General features: G+C 70.3%; 13 protein-coding genes. 3 read left to right on the top strand and 10 right to left on the bottom strand.

The genetic code is table 11. From position 1 onward, the window contains the following. Window positions 1-171 precede the first annotated feature (171 nt). The 6 genes from H305_RS53195 to H305_RS0102970 form a co-directional block, all read right to left on the bottom strand. Window positions 172-1,209 carry a hypothetical protein gene (locus H305_RS53195; protein WP_158690470.1) on the bottom strand — a complete coding sequence of 346 codons (1,038 nt, stop codon included), beginning with the start codon at window positions 1,207-1,209 and terminating at the stop codon, window positions 172-174. An 88-nt stretch (window positions 1,210-1,297) separates the two neighbouring features. Then, window positions 1,298-2,455: a three-Cys-motif partner protein TcmP gene (gene tcmP, locus H305_RS50005; protein ID WP_078628846.1), complete on the bottom strand. Its 1,158-nt coding sequence runs from the start codon at window positions 2,453-2,455 to the stop codon at window positions 1,298-1,300. Window positions 2,456-2,551: 96 nt separating this feature from the next. Further along, window positions 2,552-3,304: a DUF5131 family protein gene (locus H305_RS50000; protein ID WP_028799109.1), complete on the bottom strand. Its 753-nt coding sequence runs from the start codon at window positions 3,302-3,304 to the stop codon at window positions 2,552-2,554. Window positions 3,305-4,776: 1,472 nt separating this feature from the next. Further along, the gene (locus H305_RS0102980) at window positions 4,777-5,631 is read right to left on the bottom strand and encodes a slipin family protein (protein ID WP_028799108.1); all 855 of its coding nucleotides are present in this window, start codon (window positions 5,629-5,631) and stop codon (window positions 4,777-4,779) included. Window positions 5,632-5,873: 242 nt separating this feature from the next. Beyond that, the gene (locus H305_RS0102975; RefSeq protein ID WP_028799107.1) at window positions 5,874-7,553 is read right to left on the bottom strand and encodes a GAF domain-containing protein; all 1,680 of its coding nucleotides are present in this window, start codon (window positions 7,551-7,553) and stop codon (window positions 5,874-5,876) included. A gap of 738 nt (window positions 7,554-8,291) precedes the next feature. Continuing rightward, window positions 8,292-8,990 (bottom strand): SDR family oxidoreductase, encoded by a 699-nt coding sequence (locus H305_RS0102970; RefSeq protein WP_028799106.1) that lies wholly within the window; start codon window positions 8,988-8,990, stop codon window positions 8,292-8,294. A gap of 865 nt (window positions 8,991-9,855) precedes the next feature. Between H305_RS0102970 and H305_RS0102965 the strand changes: the two genes are divergently transcribed. The 3 genes from H305_RS0102965 (at window position 9,856) to H305_RS0102955 (ending at window position 14,850) form a co-directional block, all read left to right on the top strand. Further along, a complete protein-coding gene (locus H305_RS0102965; RefSeq protein ID WP_028799105.1) occupies window positions 9,856-10,152 on the top strand; it encodes a hypothetical protein in 297 nt (98 codons plus the stop codon). Between the two features lie 189 nt (window positions 10,153-10,341). Next, complete coding sequence (locus H305_RS0102960; RefSeq protein WP_051370339.1) at window positions 10,342-11,199, top strand: glycosyltransferase; 858 nt, start codon at window positions 10,342-10,344, stop codon at window positions 11,197-11,199. A gap of 609 nt (window positions 11,200-11,808) precedes the next feature. After that, window positions 11,809-14,850 (top strand): AfsR/SARP family transcriptional regulator, encoded by a 3,042-nt coding sequence (locus tag H305_RS0102955; RefSeq protein WP_028799103.1) that lies wholly within the window; start codon window positions 11,809-11,811, stop codon window positions 14,848-14,850. A 27-nt stretch (window positions 14,851-14,877) separates the two neighbouring features. Here H305_RS0102955 and H305_RS0102950 read toward each other — a convergent pair whose 3' ends face one another. The 4 genes from H305_RS0102950 to H305_RS0102935 form a co-directional block, all read right to left on the bottom strand. After that, a complete protein-coding gene (locus tag H305_RS0102950) occupies window positions 14,878-16,578 on the bottom strand; it encodes a bifunctional 3'-5' exonuclease/DNA polymerase (protein ID WP_028799102.1) in 1,701 nt (566 codons plus the stop codon). 121 nt (window positions 16,579-16,699) lie between these two features. Then, entirely contained in the window at window positions 16,700-17,437 is a 738-nt protein-coding gene (locus tag H305_RS0102945; RefSeq protein WP_028799101.1) for a Clp protease N-terminal domain-containing protein, read from the bottom strand. Between the two features lie 93 nt (window positions 17,438-17,530). Next, on the bottom strand, window positions 17,531-19,720 hold the full coding sequence (locus tag H305_RS0102940) for an FtsX-like permease family protein (RefSeq protein WP_028799100.1): 2,190 nt from the start codon (window positions 19,718-19,720) through the stop codon (window positions 17,531-17,533). Then, the gene (locus H305_RS0102935; RefSeq protein ID WP_028799099.1) at window positions 19,714-20,466 is read right to left on the bottom strand and encodes an ABC transporter ATP-binding protein; all 753 of its coding nucleotides are present in this window, start codon (window positions 20,464-20,466) and stop codon (window positions 19,714-19,716) included. Before H305_RS0102935 ends, H305_RS0102940 begins: the two co-directional genes overlap by 7 nt. Window positions 20,467-20,836 lie beyond the last annotated feature (370 nt).

The following is a 20,836-nucleotide window of genomic DNA, read 5'->3' as shown; positions in this document are numbered from 1 at the left end:
GGTGCAGCAGGGTCCAAGCTATGACGCAGCAGTCGTTGGCCCGAAGCGGGCAGCGAGCGCTTGCGCCTCCTCCCGTATCACCGGTCCGACGGGCGCGTTGATCTGCTCGTCGTGCCTTCCGTGGGAGGATACTGAACGCCCTCTCGCGCCTAGTGGCGTGTGCTCAGAAGCCTAAACAACTTCATCCCTGCGTGATGCGGAGACTTGAGGTCGGGCATCCAAAACTCGCACTTCGATGGCGGCATTGTTGTTAATTTCCTGAAGCTTCTTCTGGGTGTCGGCGATGTCGAAACTATGGCCAGGCGACCCAGAAAGAATCACCACAAACCAGCCTTTGTCTAGCTTTTTAGACTTCATGTAACTCGGCAGTTGAATAGTAAGCCCTTTTTGCAGTGCCGATAGTCCTCCCTTGAATACTTTGAACTCCAATCCATGCCGTTCGCCGAAACCGCTGATGATGAAATCAATTGGCCCAAGCCCGGTCTCCGGTTCGCGATCAACTAAAACCTTCTCAACCGCATATTCGGCAACGATGCTGAAGAGCGTCTGACACTTCTTTTCGTTGACCGAATCCGACGCGCTTACGAGACTCCAGCCCCGATCAAGCAGAAGTGTATTGCTGAAGGTTGAAATCAGTTGATCGACGAAATTTGCCAAGTTGCCAAAACTGACTTCGGGCATGCCGTTTCGGATCACGTGACCCATCATCCTGAAGTTCTCGCTTGCATTTGGCGTTAGTCCCGGAAAGAGGTTCACGTGCCCCGCTGCGTAGACATCGAATTGATCTGAAGCCTCCATGCGTCCTAGGAGGAAAGTGTTCTCCACTTTCCCATTCAGATTTGCCCAAGACGTGGTAGTGAGCATGCACTCCGCCCTCACGGGGGCCCGGAGGGCCCGGAGGGCTCCCTCGGGCCCAGAACGCTGGATCCGCACAGAGCCGTTCTTTCGATCTTTGTCCCATGTGAACCGTGAGGGACCCGAAAAGTGAAACCAACCTCCTGGCGGTACGGTGGGCATTGCACTCAAATTCTTCACCTGATGGAAGCCGATGAGGAAACTCACGGCATCTTCGGCGATTTCAGACTTGTAAGCCCCGGCCAGAGGTTGCTGGGAACCCCATGACCACAGATCCGCGAACCCCCGCGTCAGGGTGCGAGGGAGGGAGCGCGCGAGCGAATTCTCGCGCGCGTACAGGATGTCCAGATGCATGATTATCCCCGTGAGCGCCATTACTGATAGGGTGCAGTACTAGACTTGATGATTGTTGGGCCGAGGGTAAGTCGTCTAGGCCCCGGCATCACCTGATACTCGGGCCGATGACGCTATCCCGGATCTTCTTGCCCTGTTCAATGACTGAAACCGATCCGTCCTTAGTGGCCAAGGCGAGAGCGGTGCTAACGGTCGTGTCATTGGCGACGCCGTATACGCCATCAAAGACAGACCACACTTCGTCCACCAGCTTGGTCCGTTTCCGGCGGGCGACGATCCCTTGTAGGTTCTTCCGCACGCGGACGCGAGCCCTCTCCTGCTCCTGGGTAATCACGTCCTTCACCACGTCGCCGAAGCTGAACAGGGCGTCATCGTCATTGTCCGTCTGCGGCCCCAAGGCTTCCAGCCATTCGTACCTTGCTCTGGCGATGGCGTCGGCAAATACCCATATTCCGAATGGGCTACGGGTCAGGAAGACGAGGTGGTACACGGGCTGATGATGGACTCGTCGCTTCACGGGCACTGTGATCCCGTGCATCCCTGTCATCCGAGCCAGACGGTCTGTGTACGCACGTGCGACTGCCTCGGCGCAAGGCTCGAACGTTGAGTCTGGCCCGAGTGCTTGCAGTGCAACCTCTCGCCACCAGGTGCCGCCGCATACACGGTCGAGGGCCGGCAGACTTTCATGGCTGTGATGACCGGCGGCCAGAGCGCCGGTTGCTCGGCGAGTGAAGTCTGCACTGAAGTTGAGTAGGACCTCCGTACTTGGGCGTGCTTGGCGTCGCTCGCCGTCGAGGACGCGGGCAAGATCCAAGAAGGGCAGGCCTGCACCACAGGGGTCGAGGAAGAGGAAGAGCGGAATTCCCTTGGCTGCCGTGACAATGCTGTTCAGATGTTCATGAACGAGGCCTTGGCGGGCCACTGCTCGCACGCCTAGAGCCTGGTACTCGCCCACCACTTGAGCCAATTTTTCGTAGTCGGCTCGTTTCTTCTCCACGAGGGTGGCTTCAACGATGGCTCGGCTTGCCTTGGCAGCAGCCTTGAGGATCAACTCTCCTGACGCCGGTGTTCCGTCGGGGTAGCGCCCGCGACCTGCGAACCCGTCAACGATCGCAACACGGTGTCCTGGTGAACTCGATCCGACCATCGCAGCGTACGGAGTGACGTACCGACGAAGGATCGCGTGCTTGAAGATCGACTGACTGTGGTTTCGATCGAGTAACCCCGCCGATGTACTGATCGCCATGTCTGCCCCCTGGCTCCCGCCCTGTGGCGGTATCTACGAGAGACGATGGTCACATGTAGTCAGCACATTGCGACAGAGCGCCGATTGGTCAATCGTTCACGAGACGCTAGTCAGCCGTGATGGCGTGCTGTCCCAGACGCGGCCTTGCAACTCTCGTCCACCTGCTTTGGGTGTTCGCCCGCCCCACTGCTTGAAGAAGAACGGGACGTCCGAGGACTCGCAGTTGTCGCGGATCTCAAGAACCCATGCTTCATCGAGTGGCCGATGACGTGCACCAGACTCCCCACCGACGATCACCCAGCCGATGCCGTCTAGATCCAGGCTGGGGAGCGGTCCGAGCAGGGGCTCACAGGACAAGAACCGCACGCTGGCAGGCACCTGTCGTAGGTCCTCCACTCGGGACAGCTGATCCTCTGTCTCGACAGACACCCCAATCCAAACGTTGGCGGGCCACTCCAGGCTGTTCGCGAGACGACGGAGTCGGCGACCGCGCTTGGTTAGGACCTGGTAGGTGTGCTGGGGGGTATCGGCCATGACTTCAAAGACTTGCTGTACGAACTCCAGCGGTACCCGGGCATGGAACAGGTCGCTCATGGAGTTGACGAAGACAGTGCGAGGCGCCTTCCAGCGGTATGGAAGAGTCAGAGAGTCCTGATGTAAGGCGAGGCCGAACCCGGGGCCTGAAGTGACAGGATTTCCATCAGTTTGGTACTTTTCGGCACCCATGGCCTTGAGGCGTTTCGAGAGTGTCAGGGCGTAGCAGTTGTCGCAGCCAGGTGAAACGCGATCGCATCCAGTGGTTGGGTTCCAGGTCGCCTCTGTCCACTCGATAGAGCTTCCGTCACCCATGCCCAAGCCTCCGAATGTCGAAACTATGTTCTAATTCTAGTTTCCGAGACGCCTAATGTCTCCACTTTTGCCACGCAGCTTACGTGGGTTGAATCGGGTGGGCTGGTGTGATCCCCCCTCGAACACGCGGTCTCTGGCCCGTTCGATCGTGCTGGCCGGTTCGGCCAAGGGGTCTGGACGGCGTCGATCCTGAAGATCCGGCGAGTCCGACGAACGGAAGAGGTCCACAGTCGTTCACGCCCTGGCGAACGCTGGCGAATAGTTACAGCTGCGCATGCTGCCTGACCGTGCGCGATAGCGTCCGCGTATTGGCTCAGTCCTCGCCTCTTCGCGTACCTCCTGCTCCGCCGCTGAGTAGGGGGTACCGGGAGAGGTGGGAGGTGAGTTGATGGACCAGTCGAGGGAACCTGCATGGTTCCGACGGCATCAGTGGTGGATCCAGTTATCGCTGGATCTGCTGGCCGTGGCTGGAACGATTGCGGGCTGTGTCGCTCCGTTCGTGCACTGAGGTGTAGTTGAGCGGTGGTCCGGTTGAAGGGCTCAGTCGTGGGCCCGGCCGCCTGGTAATCGACCGGGCCCACTTCCCGCGTGGCCGGCCTGGCTCCGGATGCCCCCGGAGCCAGGCCTCGCTCATGCGGGGGTCAGGGGCTGTGCGCAACTCAACTCGTGGCGCTTCTTGCGCAGCGGTCAAAAGTGGGCAACACCAATGTATCGAGAGGTGAGATCCGGGCAACCGAATCGGCCCAGGAGTCCCGGGGTGTTAATCATCGTTAACATGGTGAAGGCCCAGTTCAAGGAGGGTCAACCTGGCGAAACCTGGCGAAAGCCAGACGAGTGGCGCTACCTCGGCGGATGACCGAGGGAGGCCCGTGCGCGGGACCGTCGGTGGGCCCGCTGACAGGGACCAGTAGCAGCCATCAGTGACCAACGGCGAGTGGGAGCGTGCAGCTCTCCGGCGTGGTGCGAAGCCATTTCGCAGGTGTGGGTCACGACGCGCGCAGTACAGATGGTTGAGCACGGCTTCCGTCTCTACAAGGAGCGAGCGACCGCGCCCGCGTGATGGCTCCGGTACATCGGCTGCTGCCTGACATGAGGCCTGGCCATGCTCTACGGCCGGCAGGGTCTCAGTTCCGGTCTCAGTCATGGAGTCTTCCGCGAGCGTCCACCTTTGTCCCCCGGTGTTTGGAACGTCCGCTGAGCAGGCCCGTAGGCGTCCCTGTGGACACCCGCGGATGCTCCCGGGGCAAGATCGGACAACTCGTAATGCGTAGGTCTCGGGTTCGAATCCCGAAGGCGGCTCTTTTCAAGCCCAGCTCAGACACAGTCTGAGCTGGGCTTTTGCGTTCAGCGCACTCGACGGCGACGCCGAGCGCGGGCCGCGCGGCTGTCCGTGGTCTCAGACTTGGAGAGGCGCCGCCCGGCCATGGTGCGTGGCCGGGCGGGCGCCTTTGGGAAATTCCGGTGTACGACGGTCATACGGTCTCGGGCACACCGTTCGACGTGGGGCCGGGGATCGTCTTGGCGAGGAGCTCGGCGGGAGGCGCCGGGGAGGTGGCTGCTGCCGTTTCGCGGGCGAGGAAGGCACCGAGTTCGCCGATGGTGCTCATCAGCGGTGCGGGGAAGACGACCGTGCTGTTCTTGTCCACGGCGATCTCCACCAGGCTCTGCAGGTTCCGCAGTTGGAGGGCCAGGGGGTGGGCCATCATCGTGTCCGAGGCGTCGCCGAGCGCGGCGGCGGCCAGCGACTCGCCCTCCGCGTTGATGATCTTCGCCCTCTTCTCCCGCTCGGCCTCGGCCTGGCGGGCCATGGCGCGCTTCATGGTGTCGGGCAGCTGGATGTCCTTCAGCTCGACCAGGGTGACCTGTACGCCCCATTCCGCTGTGGTGACGTCGAGGATCTCGCGGATGTCCAGGTTGATGCGGTCGGTCTCCGACAGTGTCTCGTCGAGGGTGTGCTGTCCGACGACTTTCCGCAGGGTGGTCTGGGCGATCTGGTTGATCGCGGCGTGGACGTTCTCGACGGCGATGACCGACTTCACCGCGTCGGTGACCCGGAAGTAGGCCACGGCGGACACGTCCACGCTGACGTTGTCCCGGGTGATGATGCCCTGGGACTGGATGGGCATGGTGACGATCCGCAGTGACACCCGGTGCAGTACGTCCACGAACGGGATGACGATCCGCAGCCCCGGATCCCGGGTTCCCACCAGGCGACCGAAGCGGAACAGCACTCCCTGCTCGTACTGCTTGACGATTTTCACGGCCATCGCGAGTGCCAGGACGGCAAGAGCCGCGACGACGACCAGTAGGAAGATCAGAACTCCCATGTGCTGCTCCTCAGCATGAGGACCACGTCGTTGTCGCGCGAGGTCCTGGGGGGTGGGGCGGTAGCGCGTGAGCCACAGGGAGCCCGGTGTCCGCGTGGTCGAGCCGTTGCGAGAACCTCGCGCTCTCACTTGAGTGGGCGCGGTGCGGGCCGCGGGCCCGCCGTGTGTCCAGCATCCCTTGCCGCGTGCGTCTGCCGCTTGGGCCGAACGGTCCCCGGTGTACGTGGCGCTTCCCTGGAGGTTCAGCCGTTGTCGGCGGGGAGGGGGACGGTCCACTCCAGGGTGGTGCCAGTGGGACGGTGGGGAATGAGGGTGAGGGTGCCGCCGAGTTCCGTGGCACGGGTGTGGAGGTTGGCCAGTCCGCTGCGGCGGGTGTGGGCGGGGTCGATGCCGCGGCCGTTGTCGGTGACCCGCAGCCTCAGGTGGGTGGTGGTGGCCTCAGCACTGACGTCCACGGCGGTGGCGTGGGCGTGCCGGGCGGCGTTGGTGAGGGCTTCGCGGAGTACGGCGATCAGCTGGTCGGCGATGTCGTCGGCGACCAGGGTGTCCAGCAGGCCGGTCATCCGCAGCGCGGGGCTGAAGCCCAGGACGGCGGAGGCCCGGCCGGTCTCGGCGACCAGCCGGGTCCGCAGGCCGGTGTCCCTGTCGGTGCCGCGTCGCCCGAGGGCGTAGATCGTAGATCGGATGATCTTGATGGTTTCGTCGAGGTCGTCCACGACCCGTTGGATGCGCTCGGCGGCCTGCGGGCGGTCGGCGAACTGCGTGAGGACGGATTGCAGGGTCAGCCCCCCGGCGAACAGCCGTTGGATGGCCAGGTCGTGCAGGTCGCGGGCGATGCGGTCGCGGTCGCCCAGGAGCAGAAGCTGTTCGGCCGCGCGACGGTGCTCGGCGATCTCCAGGGCGAGCGCGGCGTGGTTGGCGAATCCGGCGATCATCGCGATGGTCGCGTCGGCGAAGGCGGGGCGGCCGGGAAGACCGGCGACCTGGAGAACGCCGCGTACGTGTTCGGGGGTGCCGAGGGGGACGAGGAAGACCGGCCCCAGGGGGAGCAGGGCGGTGTCGTGTTCGGTTCGGGGGTCGGTGTTCCAGTCGTCGGTGGTGATCGTCTCCCCGGAGCTGTAGACCTTCGCGGCCAGCGTGGTGTCCGGCAGGACCAGCCCGCTTACCCGGTCGGCGTCCGTGCCGTCGGCGGCCTCGACGACCAGGTTTCCGGCGCCGGGAACGGGCACGGCGAGGGTCACCTGGGCCGCCTCGGCCATCTCGCGGACCGTGGCGGTGAAGGTGTCCAGCACCTCCGCGGGGTCCGTTCCGTACAGGAGGCTGCGGGTCAGTTCGCTGCTGGCCGTCAGCCAGCGTTCGCGGCGCTGTACGGCGTCGTAGAGCCGGGCGTTGTCGATCGCCACCCCGGCCGCAGCGGCCAGCGTCGCCAGTACCACTTCGTCGTCGGCGTCGAACTCTGCCCCGCCGCGCTTGTTGGTCAGGTACAGGTTGCCGAACACCGCCTCGCGGACCCGTACCGGGGCACCCAGGAAGCTCCGCATCGGCGGATGCCCCGCCGGGAAACCGGTGGCGTCCGGGTGCTTGTTGAGGTCGGCCAGACGCAGCGAGTCGGGCTCGCGGATCAGCAGTCCCAGGATGCCCAGGCCCTCCGGGTAGTGCCCGATGGCGGCGATGGTGTCCTCGTCCATGCCGACCGTGATGAACTGCTTGAGGTCGCGTTCCTCGCCCACCACTCCCAGCGCACCGTATTCGGAGTCGACCAGGGTGACCGCGGACTGCACGATCTGCCGCAGTACCACGGCCAGGTCCAGATCGGTCCCGACGGCCAGGACCGCTTCCAGCAGCCCGTGCACACGGTCCCGGGTGGAACGCACCCGCGCGATCTGCGCCTGCAGGTCGTCCAGCAGATCGTCCAGCCCCAGGCGAGGCGCCGACGCCCCCTCTCCCCACGCAGCGCCCGTGTGTTCGTCCACGACGGCTCCCCTCGGGAAGGCAGGTGCCTCCATGCCTCCAGAATGCACCGGCTGGGGCACCAGCGTCCCCCCACGCATGCGAGATGCGATCAAATGTTCACATCGGGTGAGCGGTATCGAGCACGGGTGCGCCCCGGACGGAGCGGGCGTCCATGGATGTACACCGTGATTGCCCCGAGGCATATCCCCCAGCAGCACTGGCGGTGCAACGTCGCTGCCAGGTCCCGGTCCCCGGCCTGTCGCTCTCCGGTGAAGGCCGCTGAGGTGTGAACCTCCGCACGGCCACGGCTCACTCCGTTCGTGCCCACCAACGCCAGGGCCAAGGCCGATGGGACGCACCGTTCGACTCGTGGGACTGCCCCGCATCCAGCGCCAGGACCAGGACGACTCCGCAGACACGCCGACAGGCGGAGTGGAGATCTCCCTCTGCCTGGAACTGCCCCGCGTCACCGACAGCAACATGGCGATGGGACAGGTGCCTACGCGGTCCTCTCCGCGGTCGGAACTCCCGTCTGGATGCTGCACGAACTCAGAGACAGCCCGTTTGGCCGCTCATACATGGTCCTCCACAGCACGGCGCCGTCCTACCAGCTGCTACTGCGTGGCCGTCCCGAAGGCGACTCCTTCGAAACCCGGCTCGGACAGTGTCCGAGCCGGATTTCTTCGTCGGGGGACGCGGTCGCGGCGTCAGCGGTTGGCGTACAGCGTGTCCAGCTCGCCGGACAGTGCGGCGCGTACCTGGCGGGTGGCCTCGTCGACCAGCACTTCGGGTTCGTCGGCGAGCAGTGCGGCCATCGTCTGCTCGGCCACGTCGCTCGCACGGATCTTCGGGGCGTCGATGGAGGACGCCAAGTCGGTGTCCACATAGCCGGCGTGCACGCCGATCACCAGCGTGCCCTGCTCGCGCAGTGCCAGGCGGAAGGCGTTCGTCAGCGACCACTGGGCGGACTTGGAGGCCGCGTAACTCGGCAGCCGTCTGTTGGCCACCCACGACGCCACGGAGAGCATGTTGACCAGTGCCCCGCCGCCGTGTGCGGCCAGAACGGGCGCGAAGGCCCGGGATACGGCCCAGGTGCCGAGGTAGTTGACCTCCATCTCGCGCCTGGCGCCGTCTAGCGAGCCCTCGAGGAGGGACGGGCCGGCGGCGATCCCGGCGTTGTTGATGACGATGCTGACGTCGTCGGCCTCGCGTGCGGCGGCGGCGACCTGCTCCTCGTCGGTGACGTCCAGCCGCAGCGGGGTGAGCGCGGGGTCCTGGACGGTCGCCGGATCGCGGACACCGGCGTACACCTTGGCGGCGCCGTGGGCGAGAAGCGCCCGGGCGAAGGCGGACCCGATGCCGCGGTTGGCCCCTGTGACAAGCGCTGCCGAACCCTTGATCTCCATGATCACCCTCCCTGCGCGGGTGGAGGACTCCGTCCTTACGACGCTAGACCCGGGACGGCCGCGCCTCCACTCGCGGGCCGGCCGTGCCCGTGCCGTCCGGTCAGGGCGGGCCCGCGGCTCAGCCCGATGTGGCCGGGTCGGCGGCGGAGACCGGGAGGGTCTCCTCGCGGAGGAAGCCGGGGCGGATCCCTCGGTACACGAGCATCAGGACGGCGCCGAGCAGAAGCGCGCCGATGCCGGTGACGAAGACCGAGCCGCCGGTGCGGCGGGGACGGGAGGGTCCAGGAGGTGCTGACGTAGTCGGCCGCGGAGTACGCCACGCAGGCGTCGACGAGGAAGTAGAGCGGCAGGACGCCGCCGAGTCCGGGCATGATCCCCTTCGTCCACAGGTCGCGGGGCTTCGGCGGAGGACCCTGCGGTGGTACCGGACGCAGGCGAATCCGGTCAGCCCGTAGTAGAAGTCGATCACCAGGCCGACCGGGCCGATGGAGTCGGCGACAGTCCCTTGTCCTCCACTTCCGGTACGGGCGAGGGAGGCGCCGCCGGCGGGACGGGAGGCAGGACCATGGCGCCCTCCGGAGACTCGCCGGGCTCTCCCGTCCGGGGAAGGGCACCGGGCCGCTGTTCTGGTCTCAGCGTGAACCGGCTGGTCACGGCGCGTAAGGCGAGCGAAAGGCACGTGAAAGGCACGCGCCGGGCGGATGCCGGGGCGGGTGCCGGGCGGACGCGGGACGAGCGTCGGGCGTCCGGGGTCGGCGGGTGTGTCGGTGGACACACACTCTCCCGCCGTCACACTTCCGTCCTCGCGCGCGTCAGGGAGGAGGTGGCGCCACATCCGGTGGCCCGGCGACAGGGAGATGACGAGATGACGGTCGTGATGGTGCGGTCCACGGTGAGGCCCGAGTTCGTGGACGCGCTGGAAGAGGCAAGGCGGAAGATGTTCACCGCGATCGAGCGGGAGCGGCCCGAGGGCGTGCGTTACACCTCGTTCCGGCTGCCGGACGGGGTCACCTACGTCGCGCAGCTGGAGCTCGCCGACGGGGTCGACAACCCGCTGCCCGCGATCGCGGAGTTCCGTGAGTTCCAGGCGGGGCTGAACGACTGGCTGGCCGGTCCGCCGGTCGTGGAGCAGCTGGAGGTCAGGGGCGTGTACGCGGGCTGACCGATTCGTCCGTTCGGCCGGGGCGGCAGCCGCGGGTGTGCGGGCGGCGCATCCGGACGTACTCCGGGGCGTACGTGAGGGGTAGTTCCGGTGAACGGCTAGCATCGCGGCACAGTTGTCGGCCGGGATGGGGTGGATGTCGTGTCACAGGCAAAGGAGGGGCCACGGATCGCCGTTGCCGTGGTGACCATGGGAAATCGGCCCGCCGAGGTCGACGCGCTGCTCACCTCCGTGGCCGGGCAGGACGTCGCACCCGCCCGGATCGTGATCATCGGCAACGGCTGTCCGCTGCCCGAATTCGCCGAGCGCCTCGGCCTGCCCGGTGAGGTGACGGTCATCGAGGTCGACGAGAACCTCGGGTGCCCCGGGGGCCGCAATGTCGGGCTCCGGCGGCTGGCGGAGTTCGGCGACGTCGACGTCGTCGTGGAGCTCGACGACGACGGTCTGCTGGTCGACACGGACGTGCTGCGCCGCGTCCGGGACCTGTACGCCGCCGATCCGCGGCTCGGCATCGTCGGATTCCGCATCGCCGACGAGAACGGGGAGACGCAGCGCAGGCACGTGCCCCGCGTCGGCGCCAAGGACCCGATGCTCGGTGGCCCCGTGACCGGGTTCCTCGGCGGCGGGCACGCCCTGTCCATGCCGATGCTCGCCGAGATCGGTGACTGGCCCGCCGAGTTCTTCTTCGCGCACGAGGAGACCGACATGGCCTGGCGCGCCATCGACGCAGGGTGGACCGTGCTCTACGAGCCCGCGCTGCTGCTCCAGCACCCGAAGACCTCGCCCGCCCGGCACGCCATCTACTACCGGGTGACCGCGCGCAACCGAGTGTGGCTCACCCGGCGCCGGCTTCCGTTGCCGCTGATCCCCGTGCACCTGGGGATCTGGATGTTGCTCACGCTCGCGCGGACGCGGTCCGTCGGCGGTCTGCGGGCCTGGTTCGGCGGGTTCGCGGAGGGGGTACGGCAGCCCGGCGGGGAACGGCGGCCGATGCGGTGGCGGACGGTGTGGCGGCTCACCCGGCTCGGCCGGCCGCCGGTGATCTGACAGGGGTCGTCCCGGGGTGTACGCCGCGTCCTGCGTTCCCTGGACGACTCACGCTCGTGGCCTGCGTGACGTCACTGACGGGAATCCGTACGACGTCACCGGCTGTCTCGTGCGACGTCCCTACTGACGCGCGGCGTCCCTGACGCGTTTCGCATGCGGCGTCTCTGACGCGTTCCCCGTGCGGCGTCCTTGACGCGTTCCCCGTGCGGCGTCCCTGAGGTGTCCCGCACAGCAGCGTCGTCGTGTCCCGCACAGAGGCGCTGTCGTGTCCCGCACAGCAGCGCTGTCGTGTGCGTCACGTCGTGCGGGAGGGGAGGGACGGGAGACAGACGGAGGCCCCGGTCGTTCACCTCCGCCGACCGGGGCCTCGCGCGTCCCCGGATCCGGCCACGGCGGCGACACTCCCCCGAGTTACGCGTCATACGCGCGCACCGTCGGGCCAGATCCGATGTTGTGATCACATCAGGCCACGCCAACGGATCGCTAACATGAGGCCAACGGTTCCACGGGGAGCCATGAGTTCGGTCGGCGGGAAGTCGCCGTAGGAAGGCGCGAAGTCGCCCCGGGGCGCGGCCGGAGAGGCCGGGCGGGAAGGCAGTGGGCTGCGTGATCCGGAACGGGCTGCGGTTCGGGCTGCTGGGGCCGCCGGTCCTCTACGGCGCCGACGGCGAGGTCCGGTCGGTGGTCAGCGGCAAGACGCGTGCGCTGCTCGTCGCGCTGCTCCTGGAGCCGGGCCGGGTCGTCTCCGTCGACGCGCTCAAGGACGCGCTGTGGGGCGGAGCGCCACCCGCTTCCGCGCAGGCCTCGCTCCACAACCACGTGACCCGGCTGCGGCGACTGCTCGACGACCCGGACCGGCTGCGTGCGGTCGCGCCCGGCTACGTCCTGCGGGTCGGCGAGGGCGAGTTGGACGTCCGTGTCTTCGAGCACCACGCCACGGCCGCGCGCGCCGCGCACGCCGAGCGCGACTGGGGGCGGGCGCTGGGCGAGTCCACGGCGGCGCTGGCGCTGTGGCGCGGTGCCCCGCTGAGCGGTCTGCCGCCCGAGACCGGCGGGCACGCCTTCGGCCAGCGCCTGGAGGAGACCCGCCTGCTGGTCCTGGAGTGGCGCTACGAGGCCGAGCTGCACCTCGCGCCTGCGCCGGACCGACTCGATCGGCTGGCACCCGAGTTGGCCGCGCTCGCCACCGGGCATCCGCTGCGTGAGGCCTTCCACCGGCTGCTGATGCTCGTGCTGCACCGAACCGGCCGGCAGGCCGAGGCGCTCGCCGTCCACCGGGACCTCAGGGCCCGGCTGGTCGAGGAACTCGGCGTCGAGCCGGGCCCCGCCGTACGCGAGGCCCATCTGGAGATCCTCCGGGACCAGGGGGCGAGGACCGCGCCGGGGACCGCCAAGGACCAGCCGCCGCCGGCCGTCCTCCCGCCGCCGCAACCGGCCCAACTGCCACCACCACCGGCCCACTTCACCGGCCGGGAGGACACCCGGGAGGCAGTACGGCTGACTCTCGACCCGGAACGGCGGGCCGTGGGCGGCGACGGCGCCGTCCCCGGCGGCCGGCCCGCGGTGGCTTCGGACCCAATGCCCGCCGTCGCGGTGATCAGCGGCATGGCGGGCGTCGGCAAGAGCGCGCTCGCGCTGCACGTGGCACACGGGCTGAGGGAACGTTTCCCCGATGGTCAGCTGTACGTGAACCTGCACGGCGCCACCCCAGGCATGACCCCGCTCACCCCAGGCCAGGCACTGGCCGCGCTGCTCCGCGACGTCGGCGCCGAACCGCGTCATCTCCCCGAACACCCGGACGCGGCAGCCGCGTTGCTCCGTTCCGCGCTGGCGCCCACGCGCACCCTGATGGTCCTCGACGACGCCGCGAACGCCGCCCAGGTGCGGCCGCTGCTTCCGGCCGGCGCGGGCTGCGCGGTGATCGTGACGAGCCGTTCACCGCTCACCGCCCTGGACGGCGCGCATCGCTTCCCGCTCACGCCCCTGTCCGACGAGGACAGCGCGGCGCTGCTCCGCGCGGTCTCCGGCCGCCGGGACGGGCTGAGCGGGGCACACCCTCTCGTCGAACTCACCGGCCGGCTGCCTCTCGCCCTCCGCGTCGTCGCCGCCCGTCTCGCCGCCCGCAGCGCCCTCACCCCGGACGCACTCGCCGGGCAACTCACCGCCACCGAGGGACGGTTGCACCATCTGGAGTACGACGACCTGAGTGTGCGCCGCTCGCTGGCCGTCGCGCACGACGCGCTGCGCGCCTCGGAGCGCGAGGCGGACCGGGACGCGGCCCGCGCCCTGTGCCGCATCGGCGCGCTGGACCTGCCGGCCTACGGCGCACCCCTGCTCGCCCGGCTGTGCGGGATCGACGAGCGCCGTGCCGACGCGGCCCTCGACCGGCTCGTGGACGTCGCCCTCCTGGAGGAGACGGCCTACGGGCGCTACGCCCCGCACGACCTCGTACGGGACTTCGCGCGCGAGATCGCGGGCGCGACGGACCGGGCGGGGGCCCCGGACGCCGGGGAATCGTGCGCGCCGGGCCCGGAGGCCGTCGCGGACCGCGCGCTGCGCTGGTACGCCGCGGTCGCCGCCCGCTCCCTGGAGGCGATCGTCGAACCCGGCCTCGAACGCGAGGACCGCAGCAGGCCGACCGGCTCGCAGCCCGCCGGGCACGCCGAGGACGTCGCCGGGACCCCCAAGTTCCCTTCCTCCGAAGAGGCGTTCGCCTGGGGCGACCTCGAACTGGAGAACGTGGTGGCGCTGGTGGGCCGTCACGCGCCGACCTCCCGGTACGTCCCGCTGCTGGTGCGCCTGATCAACCCGTACGTCCAGCGCAGCGGCCGTGTGGTCGAGCTGGAGGTGCTCCAGCGCGCCGCCCTCGGGGCCGCGCGCCGGTTCGGGGACGCGGCGGCGGAGGCGTACGCGCTCGGGGACCTCGCCGGCATGCACTTCATGACGGGGCGCGCGGGCGAGGCCCTCGCCCTGAACGACCGGGCGCTCGCCATCTGGCGCCGGCTCGGCGTCCTGTCATGGGTGCGGCGCGGCCTGAACAACCGCGGCATGCTCCTCGAAGGCCTCGGCCGGCACGCGGAGTCCAGCGAGGCACTCCTGCAGAGCCTCGAACTCTCCAGGAGACTCGGCGACCCGTACACGGAGGCCGTCACCTACAGCCACCTCGGCAACCTGTACGAGCACACGGACCCCCGGGCCGCCATCGAGCACCACAAACGCAGCCTGGCGATCGGCGACACGATCCAGGACGTCATCCTGCGGCACTCCGCACACTGCAACATCGGCTACGCCCACCTCGCCCTCGGCGAACCGGCCGCCGCCCTGCCGCACTTCGAGGAGAGCCTGCGCATCCTCGGCGGTCACGGCGACTGGCACGGCGAGTCGCAGACCCGGCTCGGGCTGGTGCGTGCGCTGCGCGGGGTGGGCGACATGGAGCGGGCGGCAAAGGAGTGCGACCTGCTGCTGTGCCGCGCGGACCGCCGCGCCGACCGGTACACCGGAGGGCTGGCCCGGCATCAGCGGGGGCTGCTGCTGCGGGACCGCGGTCAGGCCGAAGCGGCGTACGAGCAGTGGGAGCTGGCACTCGTGGCGCTGGCGGAGACGGACAGCCCGGTGGTCGGACAGCTCGGGGAACTGCTGGCCGGGAGGTGACCGGGCCGGACCGCCCGGCCCGTGCGGTCACTTGGCGTCCGCGTAGCACTTCACCACCGCGGTGGTGAACGGGAAGCGGACCGGTGTCTCACCGAAGGTGAGGCGTCCCGCGAGGTCGGCCGCGTCACGGATCGCGGCGACGACGGTGTCCGCCTCCTCGGCGGGGCAGTGCACGATCACCTCGTCGTGCTGGAAGAAGACCAGCTCGGCCGCCATGCCCGCGCAGGAGCGGCGGAGTCCGGCCAGCATGAGCAGGGCCCAGTCGGCGGCGCTGCCCTGGACGACGAAATTGCGGGCGAAGCGGCCCCGGGCGCGGGAGTCGGACGAGGCGTAGCCCGGTACCCAGCCCTGCTCGGCGGCCCCGGCCGGATCGCCGTCGGGTCCGTCCTGGGGGATGCCCGCCTCCTCCGCGCCGGAGTCGTCGGAACCCGCCGCCGGGGGACTGGTCCGGCCCAGCCAGGTCCGCACCAGCCGTCCTTCCTCGCCGGCGCGCGCCGCGTCGTCCACGTAGGCGACGGCCCGGGGGAAGCGGCGACGCAGCAGCGCGAGGTTCTTCAGCCCGTCGCCGGACGTCTGTCCGTACACCGCGCCGAGCACAGCGATCTTGGCCTGGTCCCGGTCACCCGCGAAGGCGCGGTCCGACACGGACTGGTAGAGGTCGGACGCGCGGCCGGCCACCTCCATCAGACCGGGGTCGCGTGAGATGGCCGCGAGGACGCGGGGCTCCATCTGGTCGGCGTCCGCGACGACGAGCCGCCAGCCGGGGTCGGCCACGACCGCGCGCCGGATGATCTTGGGGATCTGGAGGGCTCCGCCGCCGTTCGTCACCCATCTGCCGGTGACCGTGCCGCCCGGGAGGTACTCGGGCCGGAACCGCCCGTCCCGCACCCAGTCCTGGAGCCAGGACCAGCCGTGTGCGACCCAGATGCGATACAGCTTCTTGTACTCGATCAGGGGCTTCACGGCGGGATGGTCGACGGACTCGATCTCCCAGCGCCGCGTCGATCTGACCTTGATCCCGGCCTGCGCGAAGGCCTTGACGACGTCGGCGGGCAGATCCGGTCTGACCCTGCGTCCGAAGGCGGCCGACACCTCGTCCGTCAGCTCGGCCAGGCGGCGGGGCTCGCCCCCGCCCGCGTACCGCTCGCCGAGCAGGTCGCGGAGCACCTCGCGGTGCACGTCCGCGCTCCAGGGGAGTCCTGTCGCGTTCATCTCCGCGGCCACCAGCATGCCCGCCGACTCGGTTGCCGTGAGCAGCCGCATCCGCTCCGGGTGCTGGGCGGCGTCATGGCGGCGCATCTGGGCCCCGTACACCTCCAGGAGGTCGGCGAGGGGGACGTGCACCGGGCGCGGTTCGAACAGGGACGACTGCGATCCGGGCTCGGCGGAGCGCTGGGGCGGGTCCGGCGGTACATGGCCGCCGCGCAGCCTCGCCAGCGCGGCGGCCGCCGACCGGGGCTCGCCGAGCCGCCCCTCGTGGCCGAGCAGCAGTGTCTCGGCCGCCTCCACGTCATAGCACCGCTCCACTCGCACCCCCGTGGCGAGCAGGCGCGGATAGACGTCGGCCGTGGACCGCCAGACCCACCGGGTCACCTCGGGCCGCGACCGCACGGCCTCGACGAGATCCGGCTCCCCGCGCACCGGACCCGCGGGCAGCCCGTCCGGGCCGAGGGCGACGACTTCCGCGCCGCCGTCCTCGGCCGGTGCGAGAGCCCAGCGCCCGGTCATGCCCCGAGTCTCGCAGCCGGGTCTGACAGTGAGGCCGACCTGCTGGTTCGGGTCCAGGGGGTGTTCGGCCCAGGTCGGGATCAGGCGCGTCGCGCACCCGGGCCGATCGGGACGTCACCCCCTAGCCCTGGGCGGAGGGCCCCTGGTCCCGCACGATCTGCGCGAGCGCGCGGGACACCTCGGCCTCGACGGCCTGCTTGCCGATGCCCAGTCCGCTCAGCACGCCCTCGCCGTTCTCCAGCTCCAGCAGGGCCAGCAGGATGTGCTCGGTGCCGACGTAGTTGTGGCCCAGGCGCAGGGCCTCGCGGAAGGTGAGTTCCAGGGCCTTCTTGGCGGCGGGGCCGTAGGGGATCATCTCGGGCACCTCGTCCGCCGCCGGCGGCAGCGCCGCGGTCGCGGCCGCACGGACGGCGTCCGGGGTGGTGCCGAGCGTGGTGAGCGCCTGGGCCGCGAGCCCCTCCGGTTCGGCCAGCAGGCCGAGGACCAGGTGCTCGGGCAGGCCTTCGGGGTTGCGGGCGTCCTTGGCCGCGTTGTGGGCGGCCATGACGACGCTGCGGGCGCGCGGGGTGTAGCGGCCGAAGCCCTGGCTGGGGTCGAGGTCGTTCTCCGCCTTGGGCACGAAGCGCTTCTGGGCGGCCTGCCGGGTCACGCCCATGCTCTTGCCGATGTCGGTCCAGGACGCGCCCGAGCGCCGCGCCTGGTCGACGAAGTGGCCGATCAGGTGGTCGGCCACGTCGCCCAGGTGGTCGGCGGCGATCACCGCGTCCTGGAGCTGGTCGAGCGCGTCGGTGTGCGTCTTCTTGATCGCTTCGATGAGGTCGTCGAGACGTACGGGCGTCGTGCCGCGTGAGTTCGTCATGCGTCAACCGTAGGTTGACACCTGGGGGGTGTCAACCCGAAGTTGACGCCTGTTCCGTGGTCGGCACGGCCCGGCGCGGGCGTCGACCCGTTTTCACCCCGGGGCACGGGCGAAGTCCGGCCTGCGGGCGCAGGCGAGTGCCGTCCCCGTGAGGGCCACCAGCAGACACACCGCCACGCACCCGGCGGGCAGCCCCCACGGCACGTGCACCGCCGCCGGTGCCGACAGCCGGCCCAGTGCCGCCGCCAGGAGGCCCAGGTTCGTGGCGGCGACGGCGGCGCCGAGCAGGGCGCCCACGCCCACCCCGGCCGCCGTCTCGCCCGCGAGCGCCCGCAGGATCTGCGCCCGGGTGGCGCCGGCCAGCCGCAGCGAACGGAGTTCCGTGCCGCGCGCGGAGGTCGCCATGAGCGTCGTCGCGGCGAGTGCGATCGCGGCGTGGGCGAGCGCCAGGCCGAGGACCACCAGCAGGCCGAGCCGGGTCTGCCGGCCGGCGTGCGGACGGGTGGCGGCGAGCCAGGCCGACACCGAGCGCACGGTGCCGCCGCCGGCCGCGTCCCGCACCGCCGCCGCGACGCGCGCCCCGTCCGCGCCGGGCGCCACCCGCACGTCGAGGCGGTCGACGGTTGCGCCGGGGGCGTTCGCCCTTGTCACATACGCCCCGTTGTCCCCGGTGCCGCGCGCCAGCACCGCCGCGATCCGCAGTCGTGCGGGCCGGCCGTCGCCGAGCCAGAGGCTCACCCAGGAGCCCACCTCGTGCCGCTCCCACTCCTCGTTCACCACGACGGAACGGTCGTCGAGGTCGCGCAGGTCGCCCGCCACCACCGGCGGTCGCGTCACCGCGGCGAACGCGGCCACGTCGCTCACCGCCCGCGCCTCGGACCGTACGAGGGCGGTGCCCTCCTCCCGCACGTACACGGCGGTGGGCGCGGAACCGGACACGGTCGCCCCGGCGGTCCTCGCCGCCGCCTCCACCGCGGTCGGGCGGTGGCCCAGGTCCTCGCCGGTGACGACGAACTGGGCCCGGGTCCGTTCCCGCGCCTCCGTCGCCTTCGCCCCGGCGACCGTCGCCGCCGATCCGAGCAGGGAGCCCGCCAGCGCGACCGTCACCAGTGCGGGCGCCGCCACGGCGGCCGTGCGCCGCACCGACGCGGACGCGTTCTCGCGGACGAGGAGCCCCGCCGCGCCCGGCAGCAGTCCCGGCGGGAGCAGCCGTACGACCGGACGGACCAGCATCGGCGCCAGCGCCGCCACCGCCGTGACGAGCAGCATCGGCTGCGTCACGTAGGTCTTGCGCTTCAGCAGGGCGGCGGGGTCCGTGTACAGCGTCCACACCGACAGACCGATGCCCGCCGCCAGGAGGACGCTTCCGGCGATCCGCCGCGACAGCGGCATCACGCCCGTGTCCACCGAGGCCTCGCGCAGGGCCGTCGCCGGGCCGGTCCGCCCCGCCCGTCGCGCGGCCGCCCACGCGCCCGCGACGGCCACCAGGGCCCCGGTGCAGAAGGCGACTTCGTAAGGCCAGACCGCCACGCCGTGCAACGTGAACCACGGCGGAGCCACCCCGCCGTCCACCAGTGCCCGGACGAGCGCCGGCGCCCCCCGGCCTCCCAGGGCGCAGCCCAGTACCGAGGCCGCCAGCCCCACGACGACCGCCTCCAGCAGCACGGTCCGCCGCACCTGACCGGCCGTCGCCCCGGCCATGCGCAGCAGCCCGAACTCCCGCCGCCGCAGCGCCACGACGAACGCGAACGTGGACGCCGTCACGAAGACCGAGACGAAGGCCGCCACCCCCGCCGCCGTGCCCAGCAGGGAGTCGACCGCGACCAGCGCCTCGGCGTCGCGGGCGGTGGCAGGGTCGGCACGGCGCCGGTCGTCACCGGTCAGAACGGTGGCGCGGTCCCCGACGAGTCGTCGCACGGCGGCGGCTGGCGCGTCCACGCCGACCGCGCCGACCCCGGCGGCGCTCCGCGGCGCGCCGTCCGTCCGCACCCGGCCGAGCCGCCGCAGCCCGCGCACCAGTTCGTTGTCCACAGGGTGTGGATGCGCGAGCCTCACCGACGCGGAAGCGGTGGCCGGGCCTCGCCGCACCGGCACCGTCAGGGTGTCCTGGCCCATCACCACGACCGGTGCGGACGCGAACCGGGCGGTCGGGCGCGCGGGCGGGTCCGACGCGGCGGCGAGACCCAGCCCCGTCGCGGTCGTCACGGCGACCCCCAGTGCGACGGCGACGAAGGCTCCGAGCAGCGAGGGCCAGCGGGTACGCAGCGAGGCGAGGTTCAGCACGGCGCCTTCTCCAGTCCCGCCATCCGCGCGGCGACCTCCTCCGCCGAGGGCGACCGCAGCTCCCCGCTCACCCGCCCGTCGACGAGGAACACCACTCGGTCCGCGTACGAGGCCGCCACCGGGTCGTGCGTGACCATGACCGTGGTCCGGCCCTCCCGGTCCACCAGTTCCCGCAGCAGCGTCAGCACCTCGCGGCTGGTGACGGTGTCCAGGGCGCCGGTCGGCTCGTCGCCGAACAGCACCGCGGGGCGGGTGACCAGGGCCCGCGCGAGGGCGACCCGCTGCTGCTGGCCGCCGGACAGCTCGGACGGCCGGTGCCCGGCGCGATCGGCGAGGCCGACCCGTGCGAGCGCCTCGCGCACCGCCGTGCGCGGGGGGCGTCGACCCGCCAGCCGCAGCGGGAGCGCGACGTTCTGTGCTGCCGTCAGGGACGGCAGCAGGTTGAAGGACTGGAACACGAACCCGATCCGCTCCCGCCTGAGCAGGGTCAGCCGCCGCTCGCTCAGTCCGGCCAGCCCGACCCCGTCGACGGCCACCGTCCCCGACGTCGGACGGTCGAGTCCGGCCGCACACTGCAACAGGGTCGACTTGCCGGAGCCGGAGGGCCCCATCACGGCGGTGAAGGTCCCGGCGGCGAAGTCGAGGTCGACGCCGTCGAGGGCGGCGACGGTGCCGTAGTGGCGGCGCAGCGAGCGGATGCGCACGACGGGTGCCCCCGTGGCGGTGTGCCTGGCTGTGGTGTCCATGCCTTCAGCGAACCGTCCGTGAGGCGCGCGGACACGACCATCAGGGGGCGTTGTGGAGGTGGTGCCAGCCATACCTCCGGGGCCGGGGGCACCTTTCAGCCCGTCCGGCGCCTGAGGAGGAGGCCGTCCAGGCCGATCGGGCCGAGTTCCGGGTGTCTTCCGAGTGCCGGTGGGCCCCTCCGGGCCCGTCCCGCCCGGGAGCGGAGGGCGCCGTCCCTCAGCCCGTCCGGCGTTTGGGACGAGGCCGTCCAGGCCGATCTGGCCCGGTTCCGGGTGTCTTCCGAGTGCCGGTGGGCCCCTCCGGCCCCGTCCCGCCCGGGAGCGGAGGGCGCCGTCCCTCAGCCCGTCCGGCGTTTGGGACGAGGCCGTC

This window comes from Streptomyces sp. 142MFCol3.1 (assembly GCF_000424945.1).
Taxonomy (GTDB): domain Bacteria; phylum Actinomycetota; class Actinomycetes; order Streptomycetales; family Streptomycetaceae; genus Streptomyces; species Streptomyces siamensis.
The sequence above is the reverse complement of the archived record's forward strand: the minus strand, read 5'-3'. Positions and strand labels throughout refer to the sequence as shown.